This window comes from Sphingomonas sp. URHD0057 (assembly GCF_000620665.1).
In the GTDB taxonomy this organism is placed as follows: domain Bacteria; phylum Pseudomonadota; class Alphaproteobacteria; order Sphingomonadales; family Sphingomonadaceae; genus Sphingomicrobium.
In genome coordinates this window covers 1-22,759 of the sequence record NZ_KK211163.1, presented here as the reverse complement: position 1 = coordinate 22,759, position 22,759 = coordinate 1, and the positions used below count along the sequence as shown (strand labels likewise).

At 64.8% G+C, this 22,759-nt stretch carries 11 protein-coding genes; 7 read left to right on the top strand and 4 right to left on the bottom strand.

Translation table 11 applies throughout. The annotated features are described in order from the left end of the window. The 5 genes from N539_RS18870 to N539_RS0114390 form a co-directional block, all read left to right on the top strand. On the top strand, positions 1-3,828 hold a 3,828-nt coding region (locus N539_RS18870), incomplete at its 5' end, for a beta strand repeat-containing protein (protein ID WP_028970830.1). A 74-nt stretch (positions 3,829-3,902) separates the two neighbouring features. After that, positions 3,903-5,381 carry a TolC family protein gene (locus N539_RS17395; protein WP_081774411.1) on the top strand — a complete coding sequence of 493 codons (1,479 nt, stop codon included), beginning with the start codon at positions 3,903-3,905 and terminating at the stop codon, positions 5,379-5,381. A 28-nt stretch (positions 5,382-5,409) separates the two neighbouring features. Beyond that, the gene (locus N539_RS17390) at positions 5,410-7,566 is read left to right on the top strand and encodes a type I secretion system permease/ATPase (RefSeq protein ID WP_051531883.1); all 2,157 of its coding nucleotides are present in this window, start codon (positions 5,410-5,412) and stop codon (positions 7,564-7,566) included. Next, positions 7,563-8,594 carry a cell wall hydrolase gene (locus N539_RS17385; RefSeq protein WP_081774406.1) on the top strand — a complete coding sequence of 344 codons (1,032 nt, stop codon included), beginning with the start codon at positions 7,563-7,565 and terminating at the stop codon, positions 8,592-8,594. The genes N539_RS17390 and N539_RS17385 overlap by 4 nt, the downstream gene beginning before the upstream one ends. Positions 8,595-8,614: 20 nt before the next feature. Continuing rightward, positions 8,615-9,874, top strand: a complete 1,260-nt coding sequence (locus tag N539_RS0114390; protein ID WP_231463136.1) for an HlyD family type I secretion periplasmic adaptor subunit — start codon at positions 8,615-8,617, stop codon at positions 9,872-9,874. Here the strand turns inward: N539_RS0114390 and N539_RS17380 are convergent. The 4 genes from N539_RS17380 to N539_RS0114370 all read right to left on the bottom strand — a co-directional run bounded on the left by N539_RS17380 (position 9,820) and on the right by N539_RS0114370 (position 13,088). Further along, positions 9,820-10,725: a transglutaminase-like cysteine peptidase gene (locus N539_RS17380; protein WP_051531882.1), complete on the bottom strand. Its 906-nt coding sequence runs from the start codon at positions 10,723-10,725 to the stop codon at positions 9,820-9,822. The two genes, N539_RS0114390 and N539_RS17380, sit on opposite strands and share 55 nt — an antisense overlap. A 64-nt stretch (positions 10,726-10,789) precedes the next feature. Then, positions 10,790-11,302: a DUF4142 domain-containing protein gene (locus N539_RS17375; RefSeq protein ID WP_051531881.1), complete on the bottom strand. Its 513-nt coding sequence runs from the start codon at positions 11,300-11,302 to the stop codon at positions 10,790-10,792. An 83-nt stretch (positions 11,303-11,385) separates the two neighbouring features. After that, positions 11,386-12,099 (bottom strand): transglutaminase-like cysteine peptidase, encoded by a 714-nt coding sequence (locus tag N539_RS0114375; protein WP_081774404.1) that lies wholly within the window; start codon positions 12,097-12,099, stop codon positions 11,386-11,388. Between the two features lie 176 nt (positions 12,100-12,275). Continuing rightward, positions 12,276-13,088, bottom strand: coding sequence for a class I mannose-6-phosphate isomerase (locus tag N539_RS0114370; protein WP_037553026.1), 813 nt, complete (start codon positions 13,086-13,088; stop codon positions 12,276-12,278). Positions 13,089-13,241: 153 nt separating this feature from the next. On the opposite strand from N539_RS0114370, the gene N539_RS18010 reads away from it, so the two are divergent. Then, positions 13,242-14,273, top strand: a complete 1,032-nt coding sequence (locus tag N539_RS18010; protein ID WP_051531880.1) for an ArsR/SmtB family transcription factor — start codon at positions 13,242-13,244, stop codon at positions 14,271-14,273. Between the two features lie 414 nt (positions 14,274-14,687). Beyond that, a partial coding sequence (locus N539_RS17365; RefSeq protein WP_156030036.1) for an autotransporter outer membrane beta-barrel domain-containing protein occupies positions 14,688-22,759 on the top strand: 8,072 nt, incomplete at its 3' end.

Here is a 22,759-nt window from a genome sequence, read left to right as displayed (position 1 = left end):
ACGGGCTACACGCCTGCCGTCATCGTCGGCACGCACGGCACGCTGACGCTCAACGCCAACGGAACGTACAGCTACACACTGTCGACGCCGGTCGACGGCGCGACGCTCGATAACGGGACCAACACCATCAATGGCGTCGAGGTGTTCAACTACACAGCGCACGATGCCGATGGGAACACGGTCAACGGCACCATCACGATCAACGTGAAGGACGACGTGCCGACCGCGCATGCCGACACCAACTCGGTTGGCGAAGGTGGCTCGGTCAACGGCAATGTCCTGACGGACGGCGTCGACGATGTGTTCGGCGCGGACGGCAAGGTCGTCCCGAGCGGCGGCGTCACCGGCGTCGCCACCGGCAGCAATACGGCTGCTCCGGTCAGCGGGAATGTCGGAAGCAACCTGACGGGTACGTACGGCACGCTACATCTCAATGCAGACGGCACGTACACCTACACAGCCAATCCGAATTCGGTGACTTCGAACCAGGTCGATCACTTCGTTTATACCATCACCGATGGTGACGGGGACACATCGACGGTTACGCTCGACATCACCGTCAACAATGTGAACCTGCCGGCCGACAACCAGACAAAGACCGTCGATGAAGCGGCACTGGCGATCGGCAGCAACCCGAGCTCGACGGCTGAGACGGTTGGCGGCACTTTGGCGGTCGCTGGGGCGACGGGATACACTCCCGCCGTCATCGTCGGCACGCACGGCACGCTCACGCTCAACGCCAACGGCACGTACAGCTACACGCTGACCAGCCCGGTCGATGGCACGACGGCCAACAACGGGACCAACACCGTCAACGGCGTCGAAGTGTTCAACTACACAGCGCATGATGCGGGCGGGAACACCGTCAACGGCACGATCACGATCAACGTCATCGACGATGTGCCGACCGCTCACAACGACACGGATAGCGTCAAGGAAGACGGCCCGCTGGTTGCAGACGGCAATGTCCTCACCGGTTCCGGCGGATCGGACGCCAACGCCACCGACGGTGTTGCCGACACGCAGGGCGCCGACGGCGCGACGGTGACCGGCGTCAAGCTTCCGGCCGGAGCGTCCTACGGCGCGGTCGCGACCGACGTGGCCGGCACGCAGATCGTCGGTGCGCACGGCACTCTAACGATCCATGCGGACGGCAGCTACAGTTATGCGCTGAACAATGCGGATCCGGCGGTGCAGGCGCTTGGCGCTACCCAGTCGACCACCGACACGTTCAACTATCAGCTGACCGATGGCGACGGCGACCTGTCCAACGCCAATCTGGTGATCACCATCAACGGCACGAACGACGCGCCGGTGGTCGGCAATTCGACGGCGAACGTTTCGGAAGAGGGCCTGACCGGCGGCAACCCGGATACGACGGGCACTCCGGACACAACCAACGCGGTGATCGCCAACGGCACCATCACCATCACCGACGTCGACACCAGCGATAGTCACACCGTGACGCTGACGGCACCGGCGACGGCGCTGATGTCAGGCGCGTTCAACGTGATCTGGACGGGCTCGGGGACCAACACCCTGCATGCCTATGCGGACGTCGATGGCAGCGGCACATTCACTGCTGGCGACACTCCGGTGATGACGATCACGATCGACAATGCAGGCGCCTATACCGTCACATTGCAGGGTGCGATCAACCACGCGGACGCGACGATCGAGGACCTCAAGAGCTTCGGGGTCACCGTCAACGTGAACGACGGGACGACCACGAGCACGGGTACGCTGACCGTCAATGTCGAGGATGACTCACCGAAGAACTTCTCGCCCCAGGACATGAACGACAAAACCGGGGCCACGGCGACGACGTCGGACGATGCCCTGGTCAACGACGGCACGGCCGTCGCGACAAACCCGATCAACGACACGAACAACGACCACGTCGGCGAGAATTTCATCGGCGCGGATGGGTTCGGCAGCTTGCTGTTCACCGCGACCGGGCACACCAATGGTGAAGCTCTCAAGAGCACGGGTGGCACTGCGCTGACTTCGCATGGCGACGCGATCCTGCTGTCGGGCTTCGGCACCACGACGCTGACGGCCTATACGGAAAGCGGCCTTCACGCTGGTTACCAGGTGGGCGAAGACCATATCGTCTTCACGGCCACGCTGAACGCCGGCGCCGGAAATGGCTCCAACAGCACCTATACGATCGATTTCGATGATACGATCGATGATGGGTCGGGCATTGTGCTTTCTGACTTTTCAACGGCGCCTGCTGGCCAGAATCAATGGATTGGCCTGGACTCCGACTTAAACGATATCGCTGTCGACAATAACAATAGTCCGGATTTGCTGTTGACGGGTACCAACGGTGGCACTGTAAACACGTCGTCCTCGGATATCGGCAGTAACAACCAGTGGATCGACCAGAACGAAGGCATCCGCATCGATTTCGTGACCGACGTTAATCGCGACGGCGCAAACGACGAGAAAGACACGCAGGGCTATACTTTCGACGGCCACTATGTCGTCAACGGAACGTCATTCACCATCATGCAGGAGCAGGGTAGTGGAGGCGGTGCGGCCGTTCGCATAAGCGCATTCAACGATCCTGACTCGGGCAACATCCACACGCTCGGCGGATCAATTGTCCCGATCGACATTACCTCGATCGTGGTTACCGGCGACGCGACCTACACGATCGTCAACATGGGTGACGGCACGTTTGTCATCACCGGCCTTGCGGCAGGCGCGAATGTTTCCTTCGACACTGGCGGCGTTGACTATAACGCGATCAGTATCACGAATGCCGCTGGCGTTCTCAATCCAGCTACGCCCTCGACTACCGACACGTTCTCGGGCCAGTCATTCGCGATCGGTGAGTTTGGCTATTTCACGGCCGCTGCAGGCAGTCCGATCGACATGTCGTTCGGGGTTACTGGCACAGACCGTGATGGTGACACCGCGACCGGCACCATCGATGTTAGCTTGGTCCCCGCGGGTTCTGCCTCGAGCCTGGCCGCCAATACGCTGATGGCGACCAACTCGATCCAGTCCTCGGATTCGGCAGATACAAACCATCTCGTCTCGACCAACGACAACCATCGTTCGTTCGACCATCGCATGTTCGAGGATGTGCGTGGCGGCAATGTCGCGACGCTGGCCGGCGCAATTGCCGGGGCCGGGCTTGTTGCCCAGCCGCTGGCGGCGCACTCGCTGCACGGTCATGAGGCGTTCTCGGGAACGCACTCTGCTCCGCTCATGGCGCACGGTCCGCTCGGGTCGAGCCAGGTCGCGGCCAGGGGTGCCGATCACTCAGTCGCAGGCCCGTCAGGTCATGGCGCGGTCGCGACCAACGAAGCCGGGATCTCGCACGTGTCAGCGCCGAGTGAGGCCGTGGCGCACAGCCTCACCGGTCATACTTCGGCACCGCAGATGCACGGAACTCCGCTGCTTGGCGGAACCGACGCGCACGTCGCCGCGCACTCTGCGGCGTTCACCAGCGCAGCGGTTTCGATGCCATCCGCTCAAATGCTTGCGGCTCACGCCGCGGCGAACGGCGGGAAGTCGGTGGACGGAGATGCTCACGCATCGGTCGCCGGCGCTCAGCAAAATGCGGTCGGGCAGGTTATCGCCGACGCGTTGGCCGGGGGACATGGGCATGGGAGCATCGACACGCTTCTGCACAACGCGACGGGAGCTCACGGGCATGCTGGCGCGGATGCGCTGGCGGCCCTGGCAAGCCACAGCGCGCCAGATGTCTCATTCCTGCACGGTGGCATGGCTGCCGGTTTCGCGTCGGCTCACGGTGCGCCACTCATGCACCAGATCATGATGCATCAGGACGTCGCTCCGGCGCACAATTAATAGCCGCGTACATGGCAAATAGAGCGGGCCGGCTTTCGTGGACCACCGGCCCGCAGAACCAAAAGGGGGCATTGATGACTAAGAAACATTGGACGGCGATCGTTCCGGGAGCTCTGCTCCTCAGCGCATCGCCGGCGTTTGGCGTCGAATTGCGCGATGCCGTGCAATCGGCGCTGACGACAAATCCGGAAATCCGGCAGGCGGTTTCGAACCGCGCCGCCACCGAGGAAGAGCGGGTGCAGGGGCAGGGTCTCTATTATCCGCGCGTCTCGGTCGAAGGCTCGGCGGGCGTTCGCAGCCTGCACAACCCGACCAGGAAATCCCTCCACATTGCCGACCACACACTGTGGCCGATCGAGGGCGACCTGATCGTCGACCAGCTGGTTTACGACAGCGGCGGCCGCGAGGCTGAAATCCGCCGCCAGGCCGCACGTACCGATGCCGCCGCGGCGCGAGTCGAGGAGCGCTCCGAGTTCGTCGCGCTCAACGTATCGCGCACCTACATCGATTATCTGTTGCAGCAGCGCCTGGTCGCGATCGCACAGGACAATGTAACCTTCCACGAACGCCTCGCGGGCGATCTTCGCGAAGGCGTCGCCAAAGGCTCGATCAGCATCGCCGATCAGCAGCAGGCGGAAGAGCGGCTGCAAGCCGCCCGCACCCGCGTGACGGAAGCTCGTGAAGACCTCGACACCGCGGGGATCACCTTTCGCACGCTGACCGGGATTCCGGTCGACAGCGTGTCGATGCCGCCGGATCTGTCGCAATGCATGCCGGCCGCGCTTGAGGAAGCCGAGGCCAATGCCCGCCAGGCGAACCCGCGCGTTCGCGAAGCGATGGCCGATCTCGCTTCGGCGCGTGAGGACATCCGCAAGGCTCGCGCCGACCTTGGACCGCGGTTCAACCTTGAGGGCCGCGCCCGCGCCGGTCACGACATCGATGGTTTCGAAGGCCGCACGACGGACCTTCAGGCGCTCGGCGTGCTTCGCTGGACGCTCTACAATGGCGGCACCAAGGAGGCCAACGTGCGCGAGCAGCAACGCCGCGCCGACGAGGTTCACGGCCGCTTGTTCGAGCGCACCCGCAATGCGGAAGAGGATGTCCGCACGGCATGGAGCCGCCTGCAGAATCAGACGGCGCTGGCCAATGAGCTGGAAGCACAGGGCCGCATCAGCGACGACGTGCTGCTGTCCTACCGCGAACAGTTCAACATCGGCCGCCGCTCGCTGCTCGACGTGCTGGATGCGCAGAACACGCGCTACAACGTCCAGGCACAGGCGCAGACCGCTCAGCTCGCCAAGCTCTACGCGCAATATCGTGTGCTGGCTGCCGAGAACCGGCTGGTCCAGTGCCTCAACGTTCAGATTCCGGTCGCCGCGCAGGCCGATCAGATGGCTCGGTATCACGTCAATCCGATCCCGCCGTCGGACCTGATGGAAGACAGCCTGCCGGCTCCCGCGATGGGTCCGCCCGTTCCGGTCGGAGGAACGCCCGCGGGCGCGACTCCGGGCGAGACGATGGAGAACCCAACGGGCGCGCCGTCAGGGCGATAAGCTTAAGTGAGGACGGGTTGTGAGTTTCATGAACTGGCTTGACGCGGAGCGTTCGCGAGAAGTCGACCCCGTCCTCGAATGTCTCGCTTATCTGGCGCGTGAGGCGGAGCGGCCGTCATCGCCCGTGCTGATCAAGGCCGGGCTGGCGCTCTCCGCCGACGGGACGCTCCCGTTTCACCAGGTCGAGCCGGCGCTCGACCAGATCGGCATGCGCGCCGAGCCGGTCACACGCCGGCTGCGGGGTTGGCCATCGGCCAAGTGCCCCGCCATCCTGGAGCTCGAGGAGGAGCGCGCGGCGGTCCTCCTCGACACCCGCGGTGCCGAGGGCCTGGTGTTCGCGCCGGGCATCCCCGAACCGATGTGGGTGAAGCTGAAGGATCTCGAACCGGCATATACCGGACGAGCGGTCCTGATCGAAAGCGACCCGACCCGGGAGCGCGAGAATGAGCGCCCGTGGGACAAAGCCACGCGCAGCCACTGGTTCTGGTCCGAAGTGTGGAAGGTCCGCCGCGAATTCTGGCCGGTCCTGCTCGCAGCGCTGGTCGTCAACTTGCTCGCTTTCGCGATGCCGTTGTTCACGATGAACGTCTATGACCGGGTCATTCCCAACAAGGCGGTGTCGACCCTGTGGGTCCTCGCCCTCGGCGTGCTGTTGGCCCTGGTCTTCGACTTCGTCTTGCGGATCGCAAGGGCGCGGCTGATCGACGAGGTGAGCCGCAAGCTCGACGCCAAGCTCTCCCAGAAGCTGTTCGAAAAGGTGATGAACCTGCCGATGGCGAGCCGGCAGGGCAGCACTGGCGCCTTTGCCCGTCGCGTCTCCGACTATGAAATGGTGCGCGACTTCTTCGCATCGACCACGGTCGTCCTGATCGTCGACATCACCTTCCTGGTGTTGTTCCTCGCCTTGATCACGGTGCTTGCGGGGTGGCTGGTGCTGGTCCCGATCGCGGGCATTACGCTGATGCTGATCGCGGGCCTTAGCCTCCAGCGAGCGATGGGGCGCGCGGCCATCGATTCACAAGCGGATTCGAGCCTCCAGCATTCGGTGCTGGTTGAATCGATCGGCGGCGCGGAAACGCTCAAGGCCGCACGCGCCGAAGGCCAGATGCTCGGCCGCTGGCGCCGTTACTCGGCGATGTCGGCGGCAACCAGCGAGCGGATGCGCAAGCTGACCACGATCGCGGTGAACCTCGCCAGCGTATCCCAGCAGACCATCAGCATCGGACTTTTGATCGGCGGCTTCTACCGCTTCCAGCAAGGCGACATGACGATGGGCGCGATCATCGCGATCATCATGCTGTCGGGCCGCTCGCTGCAGCCGGTGGGGCAGCTCGCCTTCCTGATCACGCGCGGCCGCCAGGCAACCGCCACGCTCGATTCGCTGCAGCGGATGATGGAGGCTGACGACGAGCGGCAGATGGCGATGCGCAGCATCGTTCCGGAGATCCGCGCCGGCCACATCGAACTGATCAATATCTCGTTCCGCTACCCGGAAGCCGGGCGCGACGCGCTGTCGGGCCTCAACCTCAAGATCGGGCCGGGCGAGCGCATCGGTATCATCGGCCGGGTCGCCTCGGGCAAGTCGACCATGGGCCGGATGCTATGCGGGCTTTATGCCCCGACCGAGGGCGAGATGCTGATCGACGGCCTCGACAGCCGCCAATATCATCCGCACCAGTTGCGCGAGGCGTTCCGCTTCGTCGGCCAGGATGCCGAAGTGTTTAGCGGCTCGGTTCGCGACAATCTCATGCTGGGCGCGGCTAACGCCACGGACAACGACCTGATCGACGCGGTCGTTCGCTCGGGCGCCGACATTTTTCTGTCGCGCGACGCCGCGGGTTTCGATCTGCCGGTCGGTGAGCGGGGCTCGCGCCTGTCGGGCGGCCAACGCTCGTTGCTGGTCCTGGCCCGAGCGCTCGTCAGTCCGTCGAAGCTGCTGTTCCTCGACGAGCCAACCGGCTCGATGGATACTCAGACCGAGATGTATTTCATCGAGCATCTCAAGACGGCGCTAGCGGCCGATCAAACGCTGATCGTGTCGACCCACCGTCACAACATGCTCTCGATCATCAACCGCTTGATCGTAATCGACGGCGGCAAGGTTCTCGCCGACGGCCCGCGCGACGAGGTGATGAAGCATCTGTCATCGGTTTCGGCCGCGGCGGCGAAGGAGCAGCCGGCATGACCGCGCTCGCATCTCGCCAGCGCCTCGGCTGGCGCAACATCGCAGTGTCGCTCGGCGGCGCTGCTGCAATTGTCGCCGTCACGATTGCCGCCGCCCTTCTAACGACGCGCCAACCCGCCGCGGCATCGATTACCATCCCGCTTGGCCGCGCCAATGCCTTGGTCGAAGCGACCAGCGGCGAGAAGGCGACGGAAATGCAGGCCGTGGGTGAGCAAGCGAAGCGCCTCAACGCTGCCCTGCCGTTCAATGGCGGCCCGTTGCGCTCGGCGCGGCCTTTCGCGGTCGGCGCAAACGATCTCGATCAACGCCGCGCTTTGTTGTGCCTGACCCAGGCCGTCTATTACGAAGCGGCGTTTGAACCGCTCGAGGGCCGCCGCGCGGTGGCCCAGGTCGTATTGAACCGGCTGCGCCATCCGGCATTCCCCAAGTCGGTGTGCGGCGTGGTCTATCAGGGATCGGGCGGCCGGGTCTGCCAGTTCACCTTCGTTTGCGACGGAGCGCTGTACCGCCAGCCCGAGCTCGGCGCCTGGCGGCAAGCCGAGCAGGTCGCTCGCGCCGCGCTTGCCGGATATGTCGAAAGCACCGTCGGCGAAGCCACGCATTATCATGCCGATTACGTCGCGCCGCGCTGGGCGCCGCTGCTCGCCAAGGTCGCTCAGATCGGGCAGCACATCTTTTATCGCTGGCCCGGCGGCTGGGGCCAGCCGGCGGCCTTCACCGGCCGCTATATCGGCGAACCTCGCGACCCGCTGTCGCTGCGACCGCCGCCGCCATCGATCGACTCGGCCGTCCTGACCGAAGCGAGCGCGACGGTCGCGGGTCCGGTGACCGACGGGACGATCCTCAAGCATGCTCCGGACGACGTCGGTGGACTGCTCGATACGACCAAAGGCTGGACTCTCACTATTCCCGGCCCGGGCGAAGCCGACGGCGCCGCGGCGAAGCTGATGGCCGCGCAAAAGACCGCGCCCGCGTCGACGCAGGTCGCCGCAACTGGCGCCGTCGGCCCGGCCGTGGCAAGCCGCTGATCGAGCTGGAGTAAGCGTTTATGGCGAGCATCCCCTTCATCGGCCCGGCGATCCGCCACCGCCAGCCCATGACCGGTGCGCGGATGGTGATCGTCGCTGCGGCGGCCGCTTTCTTCCTGTTCCTGTTCTGGGCCAGCCTCGCTCAGCTCGATGAGGTGACTCGGGGACAGGGCAAGGTCATCCCATCGAGCAAGCTGCAGACGATCACGGCCGCTGAGCCGGCGACCGTCAGCCTAATCCTCGTCAAATCCGGCCAGGAAGTAAGAAAGGGCGAGTTGCTGGCGCGGCTCGACAGCCCCGAGAGCCGGCAGGTTCAGGCCGAAACGGAATCCCTCCAGGCCCGCGTCTCGCGACTTACCTCGGAGGGCACAGGGCAATCCGTGGCCTGCACCGGTACGGACTGCGCCGGCGAAGCGGCATTGCGCAATGCGCGTGAATCCGCCGTTCGGAGCAAGGTGTTGGGCCTTCAAGCGTCCGCCGACCAGGCGCGTCGCGATGCCGGCGAGGCGGCCGCGACGATCCAGAGCCTGCAAGGCAGTCTGGCGCTTGCCCAGAAGCAGGTGTCGATGCTCGAGCCGCTCGCGGTCAAGCACATCGTCCCCGAAACCGACCTGCTCGACAAGCGCCGCGAAGTGAATGACATCCAGGGCCGGATCGCCGCTGCCCGCGAGCAGCAGGGCCGGGCGATGGCCGCGGTGCGCGAGGCCCAGGCTCAGGCGGCGCAGGCCGGTTTCGAATTCAAACAGTCCGCACTCGACGAGCGCAGTCAGGTCGCCGCCAAGATCGCGGTCAATGAGGAAACCTTGCGCGGCGCCCGCGGGCGCGAATTGCGCTCCCCCGTCGACGGCGTCGTCAACGATGTCCAGGTGACGACGGTCGGCCAATACGTACAGCCGGGCCAGAAGATCATGGAAGTCGTGCCAATGGGCGAGAAGCTCCTGGTCGAAACGCGCGTCCGGCCAAGCGACATCGCCTTCATCAAGGTTGGCGACAAGGCGCTCGTCAAAGTCACCGCTTATGATTTCTCGATCTACGGCGGACTCGACGGGCGCGTGGTCCAGGTGTCGGCGGATTCAATCTACGACGAGAACGAGAAGCAGGCTTTCTTCACCGTCATCGTCGAGACCACCAAGAGCTACCTGGTGGCGTCCGGTCACCGCCTGCCGATCACGCCGGGTATGATGACCGACACTCAGATCATCACCGGCCGCAAAAGCGTGCTGACCTATCTGTTGAAGCCGGTGCTCAAGGCCCGCAGCGAGGCGCTCCACGAGCGCTGATCGGCCGACGCGATCGCGACCGGCTTTTTCGCAGCTTCATTCGCAGCAACGTTGATCGGCGCCGGCTGCATCCGGTAGCCGTGAGTCCAGCTTCCGCTCGAAGCAAAGGTCAGGATCGGCCGATAATCAGAGATGCTCTCGCTATCGAGCACCTGGTCGGTGCCGTTGTCGAGGACGTACATGTGGCCATCGGCGCGGGCGACCAGAACCGCATGGTCGGCGCGCCGCACGAGATCCTTGAGAACGACCAGATACAGATCGCGCTCGGCGAAACCGGCGCGGCGGAGCATTGCCATCTTGGCGATCGCATAATCCTCGCAATCGCCGCGGCCGCGGCTGAGCGTCGTGCTGGCGGCTGACCAGACGTCGGGTCGACCCCATTGCACCCGGTCATCGACGAAGCGGACCCGCTTGTTGACGTACCAGTCGACCGCCTCGAGCTTGGTCATCGCGTCCTTGCCGCGCTGCGTTTCGGCGAAGCGGGCGGCTGCCCCGTCGACTCCCGCATGCTCGACGCCCTTCCACCGGGCGTCCAGCGGGGTGTGGTCGACGCGAAGCGCAACCGACCCGAACACATCGGGACGGCCGTTCCACACGCCTGGGCTCGGTTCGAACCGCACGGCGGCGGACGAGACGACAGGACGCGCATAGGAATAAGAAGCCGGCTGGATCGGCGTGTGGTCCGGCGCCGGCGCGCCACTTTGCTGAGCCAGGATGGATTCGAGTGCACTGGGCGCACCGCCCAGGATCGCATCGGTTTTGGACCAGCTTGCGGACTGCGCCATTGCCGGCATTGGGGCGAGGCCCGTGACGAGAAAGACGAGCGCTGTGGGAAGGATATGCTGTGCCATGCGCCCACGTGTCGCAGACGAAGGCAAAGCTCTGCTTAGGCACTATGGTTAGCGCCGCCTTTACCTACAGATATTTCAACATTCTCTGGTGGCGCTGGATGATCGGCGCGACGAGTTGGGCGACCGGTCGAAGGGTCGGGCTTGACCCGGAGGATGCGTACCGGCTGTGGAGCGCTTCCGCTTCCTGGTGAACGATCAGTTCGTCGCGTCGATAGAGGGCATCGAAGTCGGCGCTTCGTTCGAGTTCGTTGAGCATCGCCTGGTGGCGAGCGCTCAATGTCGCCGACGGCAGCAGGTTGAGCCGGCGCGCCTCCAGCGACAGCTGCGCGCTGGTCCCCTTGTGCGCCGTAATTTCATTGATCGCGAACTCACGCGTTCTCGGCCGGCTCGACTTGCGCATCGCAAGCTCGGACGCGCCAATCAGGAACAGGTCGATTGAGCTGGCCTGCGACACATATTGCGCCGGAGTGACCGCTGGTCGCGACGCCCCAGGACGCGCCGGCCTGGCGGACGGCGGCGGTGCTCCGCGCGGCTGCTCCTCGCGCGCGCAGCCCGCAGCGAGCAGAAGCACAATCACGGGTGCAGTTCTAATGAACCTCAAGCCAGACACCTCCCTGCCTTAGCATGAAGTATGCGAAACGGCAGTGGCTCGAGCGCAGCCTATTTGCGTCCCATAACGCTCGCCGCGGCAATGACGGGGGCAGCCGTTGGGCGGCTGTGCACCCACGCGCCGTTCCAGCCGAAACTGAGCACCGGCTGGAATTCGAGCCGTCTTTGCTCGACCGGGAACGGCGTCCCTCCGGTATCGTCGAGCACGTAATAACGGCCGTTGAGGCGGGTCGTGAGGACCGTGATGGGCCCGCCAACGCGATCGCGGGCGAGGGTCAGGAACAGGTCCGATTGACTGAACCCGAGGGCCTTGAGCGCCTGCAGCTTGAGGATGGCGCGGTCCTCCTCATCGCCGACACCGTGATTCAAGGTCTCGACGGCGGTCGCCCAATAGTCGTGCATCCCATATTCGGTCGCATCCGACATCCAGCGGATGTTCCTGGTCACGCGGCTCTGGATGAAGGCCATTTGCTGGAAACGGTTCATGCCCCTGGCCGGCGCGATCAATTGCTGCATCAGGGGTGAATTGCTGGCGTCGGCAAAGGCGTGCTGGGCGTTGACCGAAAAGCGGGCAGCGCGGATCGGCAGGGCAGTCGTGCCAAGAATGTTGGGTCCCGGAGCCGGAGCAATAATGGCGCGTATGGCGCGGAGCGGAGACGGATATCCGAAAGACGCTGGAACACGAATATTGTCAGCTGCGAGTAGCTGCGTTGGCGCGCAGCTTAAAACCGCTGCAATCGCCAATCGTCCCCAATGAAGCCGCATCGCCCGCGCTCCCAATCCCCTGTTGATCGGAGGGGAACACGCATCAAGACTGTCGGGAAGCGCACGTATAACGCGAATTAAACGGTCAACGCCAAACCGTTACGCGACCGCGATGAAACGAGTCCCGGCACTGACTTTTGTTAGTAGCGTGTGGCGGCTGACGGTCGGTGGGGTCTTCAATCGAGCTCGGATTCCGCGCCAAACAACGCTCGACCGGACGTGACGGAGACTTCAGCGCCAGGCTCGACCAGCATGCATTCGCCCGGGTGCGCGCGAAGATCCCCGCAGCGCGCTTCGCCTTCGATCGGCAGCACCCAGCGGCGGCGATGGCGCGGCCGCTTGTTGCTATCGTTGGCGATGACATGATCGAGAGAGAAGGGTGGTCCGGCAACAAGAATTGACGAGTGTGTCGGATCGACCGGGCGCGACCGCGGGTCCGCGAACGGTTCGGTGTCGGCAACTGCGACCGCGTCGTCGAGGCGCAGTTCGCGTGGTCGGCCGTAATCGTACATGCGGTAGGTGACATCGCTGTTTTGCTGGAACTCGATCAGCGAGACGCCGGCGCCGATCGCGTGCACCGTGCCCGCCGGCACAAAATAGAAATCGCCCCCGCTGACCGGCTTCCAGTCGATGAGGTCGACGATCGAGCCGTCGAGGGCAGCTTCGCGCAGCTCCTCTCGTTGCACTGGCCGCTTCGGTCCCAGGCCCAGCGTCGCGCCCGGTTCCGCATCCAGCACGAACCAGCATTCTTCCTTGCCCCGCGGCAGACCGCGCGATCTCGCCTGCTCGTCGCTCGGGTGATTTTGAATCGACAAGGCTTCGCTCGTAAAAATGTACTTGGCGAGCAGTGGGAGTTCGCTCGAGCCGGTGAACCAAACTTCACCGATGCGTCTGCCGCGCGTGTCGCCGAATATCGCCGGGAGCTCCGTGCTGCCCCACGGCTTCTCGACAAACTGGGAGGCGAGCATCTTGCTCGAAGTTCCGGACATCAACGGTCCTTTCGCAGCCTTGTCTACACTGCCGAAGCGCGCCTGCGACAATAAGAACCGGTGACATGACGAAAGCGGGCGAAGGCCTCGCTCTCTAGCAAGTCCGATGCCGATGCGTTGCCCGACCCGGCGCCCTCTGTTAGCTCCCCGCCGATGAACGTCGAAGTGACTGTCAGCCCCCAATTCGATCTTTGTTTTGCGCTGGCCGACCTGGCGTCGCCCAATCCGCACTTTGCCGGCTGGCCGGGTGTCGACGAGGCGTTGATCGCGGACGCGCGCTCGTTCGGCTGGGTGTTCTGGCTTGGGCTGCCCGATCTGGTCGAGCTTGATCGCCCAGCGCGAACCTCGGCGGAATTCATCGGCGCGATTGCGGCAATTGCTCCCAAGGACATCGTGCCGAGGCTTCATAAGGCGCTTGTTCAGCAGCCCACCGGCCGCTTCGCGAGCGCCCAAAGCCGCCAATGGCTTCATTTCATTGGCTTTGACAGCGGCGCGCCGGATCCTTCCTGGGCGGCGCGTTGGGAAGAGCCGATGGACCCTCCGCTGGCGGTGCTCAAGGCGTTTCGGCCGCATTTCGATCGAGTGTGGAAGGCGCTTTCGCCCGAACTCAAGGCCAGCGCAGCCCATGCATCGGAAGTGGCACGGGATTGTCAGCTCGCGCCGCTCGCCTCGAAGCTCGATCTCGGCGTGGAATTCGACGAGCGCGGCGAGATCATGCGCACGCCGCGCGGCTACAAGCTCCCGCTGGCGGACGTAGGATCGATCTTCATTCTCCCCAGCGTGTTCAACAGCCGCCGCTTCAAGACCGTCACCGAATATTCCCCCACGCGGAGCCTCTACATCCCTTATCTGCTCGAGGACGTCGAGCTTCCGGACGGATTGCGGCGAACGGCGGATTTCGGGATCGATATCGACCCCTGGCTGGTCTGCCGCGCGCTGGGAAACGACACGCGCGCGGCTATCCTTCAGCTGATCGCGGACCGGCCCCGAGCCGCGTTCGAGATTCAACAGGAGCTCGAGCTTAGCAAGGCCAACGTTTCCCATCATATCTTCCAGCTCCGTGAAGCTGGGCTCATCACCGAAAGGCGAATGGGGCGGACCGTCGAACTGGGGATTCATCTGCAGTCGCTGCGCGGTCTGAGCCGGGCCCTGACGCGGGAGCTCGGCCGCCGCCGCTCAGCCTGACGCTTTCGAGCCGCGATTCGAACGGCACCAAAGCCTTCGATTCTGAAAAACTAGGAACGTGCCAACCGAAGGTTCGAAGGCGATCGAACTCTAGCGCCGCCGTTGGTCGAATTGAGTTCGATGGTCGTCGAACCAATTCTTGCGTCTGCCGATCGTACCGGCTACGCAATGCTCATCTGTTTGGGGAAACAGCCGGATGAGCTCGGACGGCCGGTTGCGTAGTCGCTGTCGCGCAAGTTGCGCGCCCTGCTCCATTGTCTTTCGCTTTGGCACAACCACCGCGTCGCCGGGGCGCGGGATCGCATGCGCGAAGGCGATGCGTGGCGAGCGACCGACTGGGTATCCGATCAGGGGGATCAAGCCTTGCACGACCTAATCCGGTGCCGTGCCGCCCTGTTGAGCGGTGCTTCGATCGTGGTACTTGCAGCCGCCGTCCCGGCCGAGGCAGCCACTGTCCCAGGCGTCCATCAACGCTCCACGGACCCAATCTCGATCAATATTTTCGATCTGTCCCAATCCGATCCGTCGATCGACGGCGGCGAGATCTCGATCACCCTGAGTCCTTCGGTGAGCGCCGCGGCCACTGCGGAGGTCACGTGCGGGTTGACCTCACAGTGCACCAACCCGGGGGCCATAACCCAGGAAGCGCTCGGCTCGGTCGAAGCGCACAACGCGCTCGATATTGACGGCCTTGCATCCGTTCACGCCGTTGCAACCGCTGAAGGAAGCGCCGCAGTTGCCCGCGCGTTCGTCGATACCGCGGTCCTCCAACAGGCCTCGGCGCCATTGTCGGCAACCAACGCCATGGCCGGCTCCGGGACCTTAAACGTAGTTCTTGGCGCTCACGCAACAGCGACCAATGGCGGTGCCGACGCACGCGCGACTGCCGATCACGGTATCCGCGAACTCGCACATGCGACTGACGGCCTTGCTCTCGATAAGTTGAGCAACGAGGGCATGATCGACATCAGCCTGAGTGCGCATGCCGATGCACCCGCCGGCGGGGCAAATGCTCTCGCCTTTTTGCGCGATGGAATCGACGAAGTTGCGACCGGCAGGACGGCGACTGCAGAGCTTACGAACAGCGGCGAGATCGATCTGGGTGCTGTTGGGCGCGCGAACGGAATCTCGGCCGTGGCTGCGGGCGCGGTGGCGTTGGGGATCGGTCAACATGCGACCGGCACCATTGCGCACGTTTCCCTCCATAATGATGGAACAGTGGCGATCAGTGCCAGCGCGCAGGCCATCGGCGGACACGCGCATGCCAATGGGCTGATCGGTGTGGGGATGCTGCAAAGCGCCAACGGCGGCGACGCGCACGTGTCGCTGAACAACACCGACACGATTGACCTGAATATCTCAGGCCAGGCGACGGCGACTGCCGACGGCAGCACTTGGGATGCGCTCGCTGGCGCTAGTCTAGCGACCGGAATCGAACAGTTGGCGCAGGGCGGCCGCGCCGCTGCCGCGTTCGCCAACGATTCGGAGGCACTCATCGCCGTCGACATTTCGGCCGTGGCGAAAGCGGTGAATGACGGCGGCACCGGCGGCGACGCCATTGCCCGCGCGAACATCACCGACGCCGTGATCCATCAGCAGGTCCTTGCCTTCAGGGGGGCTGCGAGCGCGACCATCGCCAATGACGGAACCATCGACCTCGATCTGGTCGCCGGAGCCACTGCAGACGGGCACGCCGATGCCTCCGCCAACATTTCGGGCGTGTTCTGGCAGGAGGCGGTTGGCCGGGGCGTGGCGACCGCGTCCTTCGCCAACGTCGGCCTGGTCGATGTGGATGGATCCGCCCATGCGAACGGCGGCACTGCCGGCGCACTCGCGCTTGGACAGGTGAGTGGACTGCTTCAGCAGGTTTCGGCGAGCGCCCTTGGGTCGAATGACGGCATCGCCCAGGCGCACGTCGTCAATGACGGCGAGTTCGACCTTTCCGCGGGCGCCAAGGCCACCGCCGCGGGCTATGCCACTGGAATCGCGCAGCTCGGGCTGGGCATGGGCCAACTGGTTCACGCGACCGCGCGCGCCGACGCAATCATCGCCAACGACGGGACACTCGCCTTTTCGGCTGCGGGAGCCGCGCACGGCGACGTAATTGCGATTGCTGTCGGGACCGTCGACTTCGGGCTTCAACAGGAAGCCACCGCCACCGGAGTGGGCGGCTCGGCGAAAGCGCTCATCGACAACGGTGGATCGATGGCATTTGCCGCAGGTGCAGCCGCCTTCGGACCGGCCGCGTCCGCCACCGCCGAGGTCCAGCACGCAATCTATCAGCTTGCGTTCGGCAATGCTTCGGCAACCGCGGCAGCCCACCTCGACAATGACGGAATGATCGCAATCGATGCGAAGGCCACGGCGCACGGGACGGGCGCCGTGAACGCCTCTGCTCGCTTCGGCGGGCAGCGATTCCAAGGAGCAACGACTGCCGCGATCCTGAATGTCGCGAGCGCCGCGGCCGGGGCGAGCGCGACAATGAGCAACGCCGGCGTCATCGCCATCTCCGCGCACGCCGACGCCATTGCGGCGGGCGGAGGCAGCGGCAGCGCCTTCGCCAGCGCGCTGGGATGGGGCGCCATCAGTCAGGTCGCCGATGCGCTGACCCTGCAGGGGACGTTCAGCGTAGTGACGCCCGGTGGCGGAACTTTCAGCGTCCTGCAGCTGGCGCGGACCGGCCCGGTCGACGCGAAAATCACCAACAGCGGCGTCATCTCGCTATCCCTCGACGCACATGCGGAATCTGACGGCTATGCCCAGGCCGCGACCGCGCTCCAGCGCACCATCACCCAGCTCGCGCAGGGCTCTCAGGCCGACGCGATGATCGACAATGCGGGCACACTCGTTTTCCACGCCGGAGCGAGCGCAATTGCAGGCGCCAATGCCTTCGCGTCGGCCGACATCGGCCGGATCAACCAGCTTGCTCTCGCGCACAACAGCGAGGCGTTCAGAACGATAACCGGTGATGGCGTGATCTTGACCGGGGTGACCAGCATGCCGGTCGGCGCCGCGTCGGCTGACTTCGTGAACGGCGGAATGATCGCGATCGACGTCGTCGGACACGCGGAAGCGGAGGGATCTTTCGCCGGTGCAGCCGCCAACGGCGGATTGATCAGTCAAGACGCATGGGGAACCCAAGCCGACGTCCGCTTCGACAACCAGGGGTCGATCGACCTGATGCTTCACGCCACGGCCACGGGGGCCGGGTTCGCGGCAGCTCATGCCGGTGGCGGATTGATCAATCAGCTTGCAACGGCCACCGGGTTGTCGGTTCACGCCGAATATCATCCAAGCAGCAAGTTCGCGACCGCCGAGGCCATCCTTGTGGGCCCGGCGCAGATCGATCTGGTCAACGACGGCCTCCTGATGCTCGATATGAGAGCCAAGGCGATTGGCGGAACGTTCGCAAGCGCGGACGCCACCGCCTCGGCCGTCGTCCATCAATTTGCAAATGGCAAAGCTGCGACCGCTTCGATCGCCAACCATGACATCCTTGCTGCCAACGCGCATGTGACTGCTACCGGTCCAATTGCAGACGTCCATGTCCTGCTTGGCGGCATCGTGCAGAGTGTAACAGGAGTTGCGATTGAGCAGCATTTCACCTCGATAATCCTCGCGACCTCAAGCTTTTCCTTTACCAGCTCGATCGCCTTCAAGTTCGAAGGCAATGCGCTGAACGCGGTCGCCAATTCGGGACTGATCGAAGTCGGCGCCTCGTTGGCGGCTCACGGTACCGGCGCGGCATCGGCAAGCGATCTCGACATCTTCCTGCTTCGGCAATTTGCCGCCGCGAAAACGGCCGCCGACGTGATCACCAACGACGGGACGATGGCGCTGTACGCGCATTTTGCCGCGGACGCCGACGGCAGCGCGCGGGCGACCGTCGCCATGGCCGCCCCGCTTGCGCAAACTGCAATCGCGTCAACGGCAGGGGGCGAGGCGGCGGCGGCGATCGTCAACCATGGGACGCTGTCGATCGTCGCTGCGGCAACCGCCGAAGGTGGTTCGCAGGCGGCCGGCGTGATCAAAATCGCGACGGCTTCCGGCGCTGCCATCGGTCAATTCGTGATCGGCGACGCGGCGAGTGCCTTGGTGACCAATTCGGGCAAGATCGAGGTCCTTGCACATGCAATGGCGACGGCCACCGGCATTGCACTTGCCTCGGCCGACATCGGCGCGGGCATTGCCGAAGCCGCATTGGGCGGCGCGAGCGCCGGCGTGTCGATGGTCAATCATGGCGCGATCGGCATCGACGCGGTAGCGATTGCGAAAGGCGGTTCCAGCGCCGCTGCCGTTGCCCACGTCGGCAATACCGTGGGCGCCTTAACTCAGGTGGCCAGCGCCTTCGGGACGCAAGACGCATTCTTCTCCAACAGCGGAACGATCAGCATCGGCGGGCATGCACTTGCGAGCGCGACCGGCGTTGCCGGCGCGGCTGCATCGGTCAAGGGGTTCGCCCAATCGGCGGTGGGTCCTCTGTCGAAGGGAGAGGCGCTGAACTCCGGCGAGATCGACCTTGTAGCCATGGCGACTGCCTATGGCAGCGCGGCCGTCGCCAACGCGAGCGCGACGAACGGCCTCATTCAGCAGGTTTTCTTCGCAACAACCGGCACGGTCGAGGCAATCAACGTCGGCACCATTGAATTGCTCGCGTCGGGGAGCGCGGTCGGCCAATCCGGTGCGGCCTTCGCATCGGCGAAGGCGAGCAAGGCTCTCGGGCAGTTTCCCGCCGCAGCCGGAGCCGTCGAGGCTGAGCTCACGAACAAGGGCATGATTGTCGAAAACGCTCATGCGTTTGCTTCGGGGGCTGTAGGTGCGCTGGGAACCTACACGTTCGCCGGCAGCGCGGTCGCTTTCGCAGTCGCCAGCGCCGCGATGATCCAACGCGCACAGGCTGTCGGCCCATTCACGGCCGACATGCAGAACGGCGGACGGATCAGCGGGTTTGCGAGCGCGGTCGCCGTGGGTCACGGAGCCGATTCGTCTGGACAGGCTGACGCCCGGCTCACCGGCGCGGCGACTGCCGTCGCCTCGGCGCAGGGCATGATTCAGCTTGCCTTCCGAACGTTCGGCGTGCGCGATTTCACGATGGCGAACAGCGGCGTTCTGAGCGTTGGCGCGGTGGCATCCGCCCAGGGCGTCGACCATGCCCTCGCCGGCGCCGCAGCGACCGGCGCCGTGCAGTCCAGCGTGTTTGGCCGGGACGGCGCAAGTTATGCATTTACGAACAGCGGCACCTTAAATGCCGCCGCACAGGCGACGGCAGGCGTCGCCACCGGCTCCGATGCAATCGCCTCCGCCAGCGCGAACGCTTATGTCGCATTCACCAGCGACACGCTGAGCATCGATGCGCTCAATCGCGGAGCCATTAATGCCATGGCTGAGGCGTCGGCTGCCCACGGCGTTGGCGCGGCTTTTGCAGACGGAATCCGCGTCCGCGGAGCGCCGCTGTTCGACTCGAGTCCGGCAACGGTCAAGGGAACGATCGACAATTCCGGTTCGATCGCTGTGCTCGCGAAGGCGATCGGCACTCGGACCGAGCATGTCGCCTTCAGCACTCCGGGCGTTCCGAGCGAGACGCTCGGCGGGGCCTCCGCGGCAGGCATTTTCGCCGAAGCCGGAGCCCTCGAGCTGGCAATTACCAACAGCGGCACGATCAACGTCACCGCGCTTGGCAAGGGCGAGCGCGCAACGGCCTTTGGCATCCGCGCGCAGAGCATCAGCGGCGGGACGGGCTTCGATGGGTCGATCGACAATGGCGCGATGATCCACGTTGCGGCGAGTGCCTACGATACTCAATCGGCGGTCGCCCACGCGGTTGGAATTGCCGTCACCGACAACCAGTCGACGAGCGTGACATTCACGACGAGCGGAGCGTCGTCGGCTCACTATGCGTTGCATCCGGTGCAGGGGTCTTTCACGAACAGCGGCACGATTGCGGTTAGCGCGAAGGCCACGACGGGTGCGGCTGAAGCGGCTGCGGCTGGCGCTCAACCGGTCACCGCCGCCGCCTCGGCGACGGCGACCGGCTTGGCGATCGGCGGAGGCGCTGCCGAAATAGAAATCCGCAACGTTGGCGATATCCTGGTTCTTGCGACGGCATTTGGTCGCGGCGCGGGGGATGCTCGCGCGCATGCTGCGGGCGTCGCCCTCGTCGCTCCAGCTCTCGTCACATCGACGACCGGCTCTTCGGCCGACGTTCACCTGGCAGCAGCGACCACTGCCACTCCGGCGGCGCTTTCCGGGACGCTGGTGAACAGTTCGACGATATCGGTTCTTGCCCACGCCAGCGCCGACGGCACGGGGGAATCATCAGCAACAGCGACGGGCATCTTCCTGCAGTCCGATGTCAATAACCTGCTGATTTCGAACTCGGGTTCGATCAATGTTGATGCGATTACGGAGAATGGCGGGTCGGCGACGGCGTATGGCATCCGGGTCACGTCGAATGGCGTGACGGTTCCGCTTGCCGGCGATGTCACCACGATCGAGAATTCGGGCGACATCATCGTCCGCGTCTCGACCGACGGCGGGACGACCTTCCACCGCGGCACCGCGATCGACGTGACCGACGCTCCCAACCGGTCGGTGATCAACCTCCTGTCGGGCAGCATCTTCGGCAACATCGAGCTGCAGAGCGACGCCGACACGATCAACGTCACCGGCGGCGAGACCTTGTTCAACGGCATCATCAACTCGAGCTGCCTGCCGGCGGCCGGGGTGGCGGCGGGAACCGGCGGCGGCGCTGCCGACAGCCCGGCGCTGAGCTCGTGCGGTGTCGGCACCATGAACATCAACAACGGCGGCAACTTCCACCTCCAGATCGATCCGGTGGATGGCCCGTCCTATGTGTTCATGAACACGCTCGACCTGCGCGCTCCGGTGGTGGTGGCTCCGGCCACCAGCGCTCCGGGGACGATCACCTTCGATCTTCCAGGCGCGGTTGCCGGCGAGGTGCCGGTGGGCACCTATCCGCAGGTGTTCGTCGAGAATGCGTTCCTCGACGGCACGCTGGTCGCGAACCTCGCTCCGGGGACGTTGTTCGACACCACGGTCTATCAGAACGTAATCGACGCCAACGTCCGCACCGGGACCTTCGACCAGTGCATCATCGGCGGCATTCCGGCCGACTCGCTGCTGCTCGACTTCGGCTGCGTCTACGACAACCAGAACAACGTCGATCTGGCGCTGACCCGGGTGCCGTTCAACGAGGTCCCTGGCCTCAACAACAACGGCGAGCAGGTCGGCGAGGGCCTCGAGTGCCTGTTCGACGTCACTTTGACCGGCGGCTTCGCGGATCTGCTGAGCGACCTGTTCCTGATCACCGACCCGGTGAACTACAACATCGCGCTCAACCAGCTCGCCGGGGCCAGCTACGCCAACTACCTGCAGTCGTTCTCGTCGCTGGGTGTCCATTATAACGACATCCTCGACCATGCGACGAGCTGCGAGGTTCCGGCGCTGGCCGGCTCGGTGCTTGAGTGCCGCGCCTCCTCGCCGATCCACGTCTGGGGTCAGCTCGACTATCAGACGAGGAAGGCGGACGGCGACAGTGAAGCCGGGACGATGAAGGCGAAGCGGTTCACCGGTCTGCTCGGCGTCGATGCGAGCGTCGGCAACGCCGCCATCCTCGGCGTCAGCGCAGGCATGGTCACCAACCACACCCGCGACCATCTGTTCGGCGACAAGGTCGATGCCGACGGCATGCAGGTCGGCGCCTACGGGGTGTACGATCCGGGCGCCTTCTACGTGAAGGGCGTGGGCACCTACAGTTGGTACGACGGCGACAGCCGCCGTCATATCGACTTCGCCGGCCTTGGCACCGGGACCAGCTTCGCCGCCACGGTCGACGGCGATCCGGACGTCAAGATGTACACCCTCGGCCTCCATGGCGGCGCCCGGTTCCCGATGGGCGGTGCCTCGGTCCTCACGCCGTACCTCAACCTCGATTACGTCCACGCCAAGATGGACGAGTTCATCGAGACCGGAGGCACCGGCGCCGAGCTTCACCTGGGCAACAACAAGTCCAGCCACACCTTCCTTACCGGCGGTGTGAAGTGGGCGACCCAGATGGGCGGCGTGGTTCCGGAAGTGAACGTCGGCTACCGCTACCGCTTCGGCGAACGGCGCACCGACATCTCGGAAGCGTTCATGTGCCAGATCGACACCTGCGCGTTCGACGTGGTGTCGGCGGCCCAGAAGCGCGGCTCCATCCTCGCCGGCCTCAGCATTGGCGGCAAGATGGGCCCGGTCGACGTGAGGGTCGGGTACGAGGGCGAGTTCAACGGCGACATCAAGAGCCACAGCGGGAACTTCAAGTTCGTGCTGCCGCTCGGTGGCCACGCGGCTCCGCCGCCGCCGCCACCGCCGCCGCCTCCGCCCCCGCCACCTCCGCCGCCGCCGGCAACCCAAACCTGCCCCGACGGCTCGGTGATCCTGGCGACCGACACCTGCCCGGCACCGCCGCCACCCCCGCCGCCGCC

Bases quoted from the DNA above. Each gene is read 5' to 3' on its own strand.
- N539_RS0114375 (WP_081774404.1), bottom strand. From the start codon at position 12,099: ATGCGGCTTCATTGGGGACGATTGGCGATTGCAGCGGTTTTAAGCTGC.
- N539_RS17395 (WP_081774411.1), top strand. From the start codon at position 3,903: ATGACTAAGAAACATTGGACGGCGATCGTTCCGGGAGCTCTGCTCCTC.
- N539_RS0114390 (WP_231463136.1), top strand. From the start codon at position 8,615: ATGGCGAGCATCCCCTTCATCGGCCCGGCGATCCGCCACCGCCAGCCC.
- N539_RS18010 (WP_051531880.1), top strand. From the start codon at position 13,242: ATGAACGTCGAAGTGACTGTCAGCCCCCAATTCGATCTTTGTTTTGCG.
- N539_RS17390 (WP_051531883.1), top strand. From the start codon at position 5,410: ATGAACTGGCTTGACGCGGAGCGTTCGCGAGAAGTCGACCCCGTCCTC.
- N539_RS0114370 (WP_037553026.1), bottom strand. From the start codon at position 13,088: ATGTCCGGAACTTCGAGCAAGATGCTCGCCTCCCAGTTTGTCGAGAAG.
- N539_RS17380 (WP_051531882.1), bottom strand. From the start codon at position 10,725: ATGGCACAGCATATCCTTCCCACAGCGCTCGTCTTTCTCGTCACGGGC.
- N539_RS17385 (WP_081774406.1), top strand. From the start codon at position 7,563: ATGACCGCGCTCGCATCTCGCCAGCGCCTCGGCTGGCGCAACATCGCA.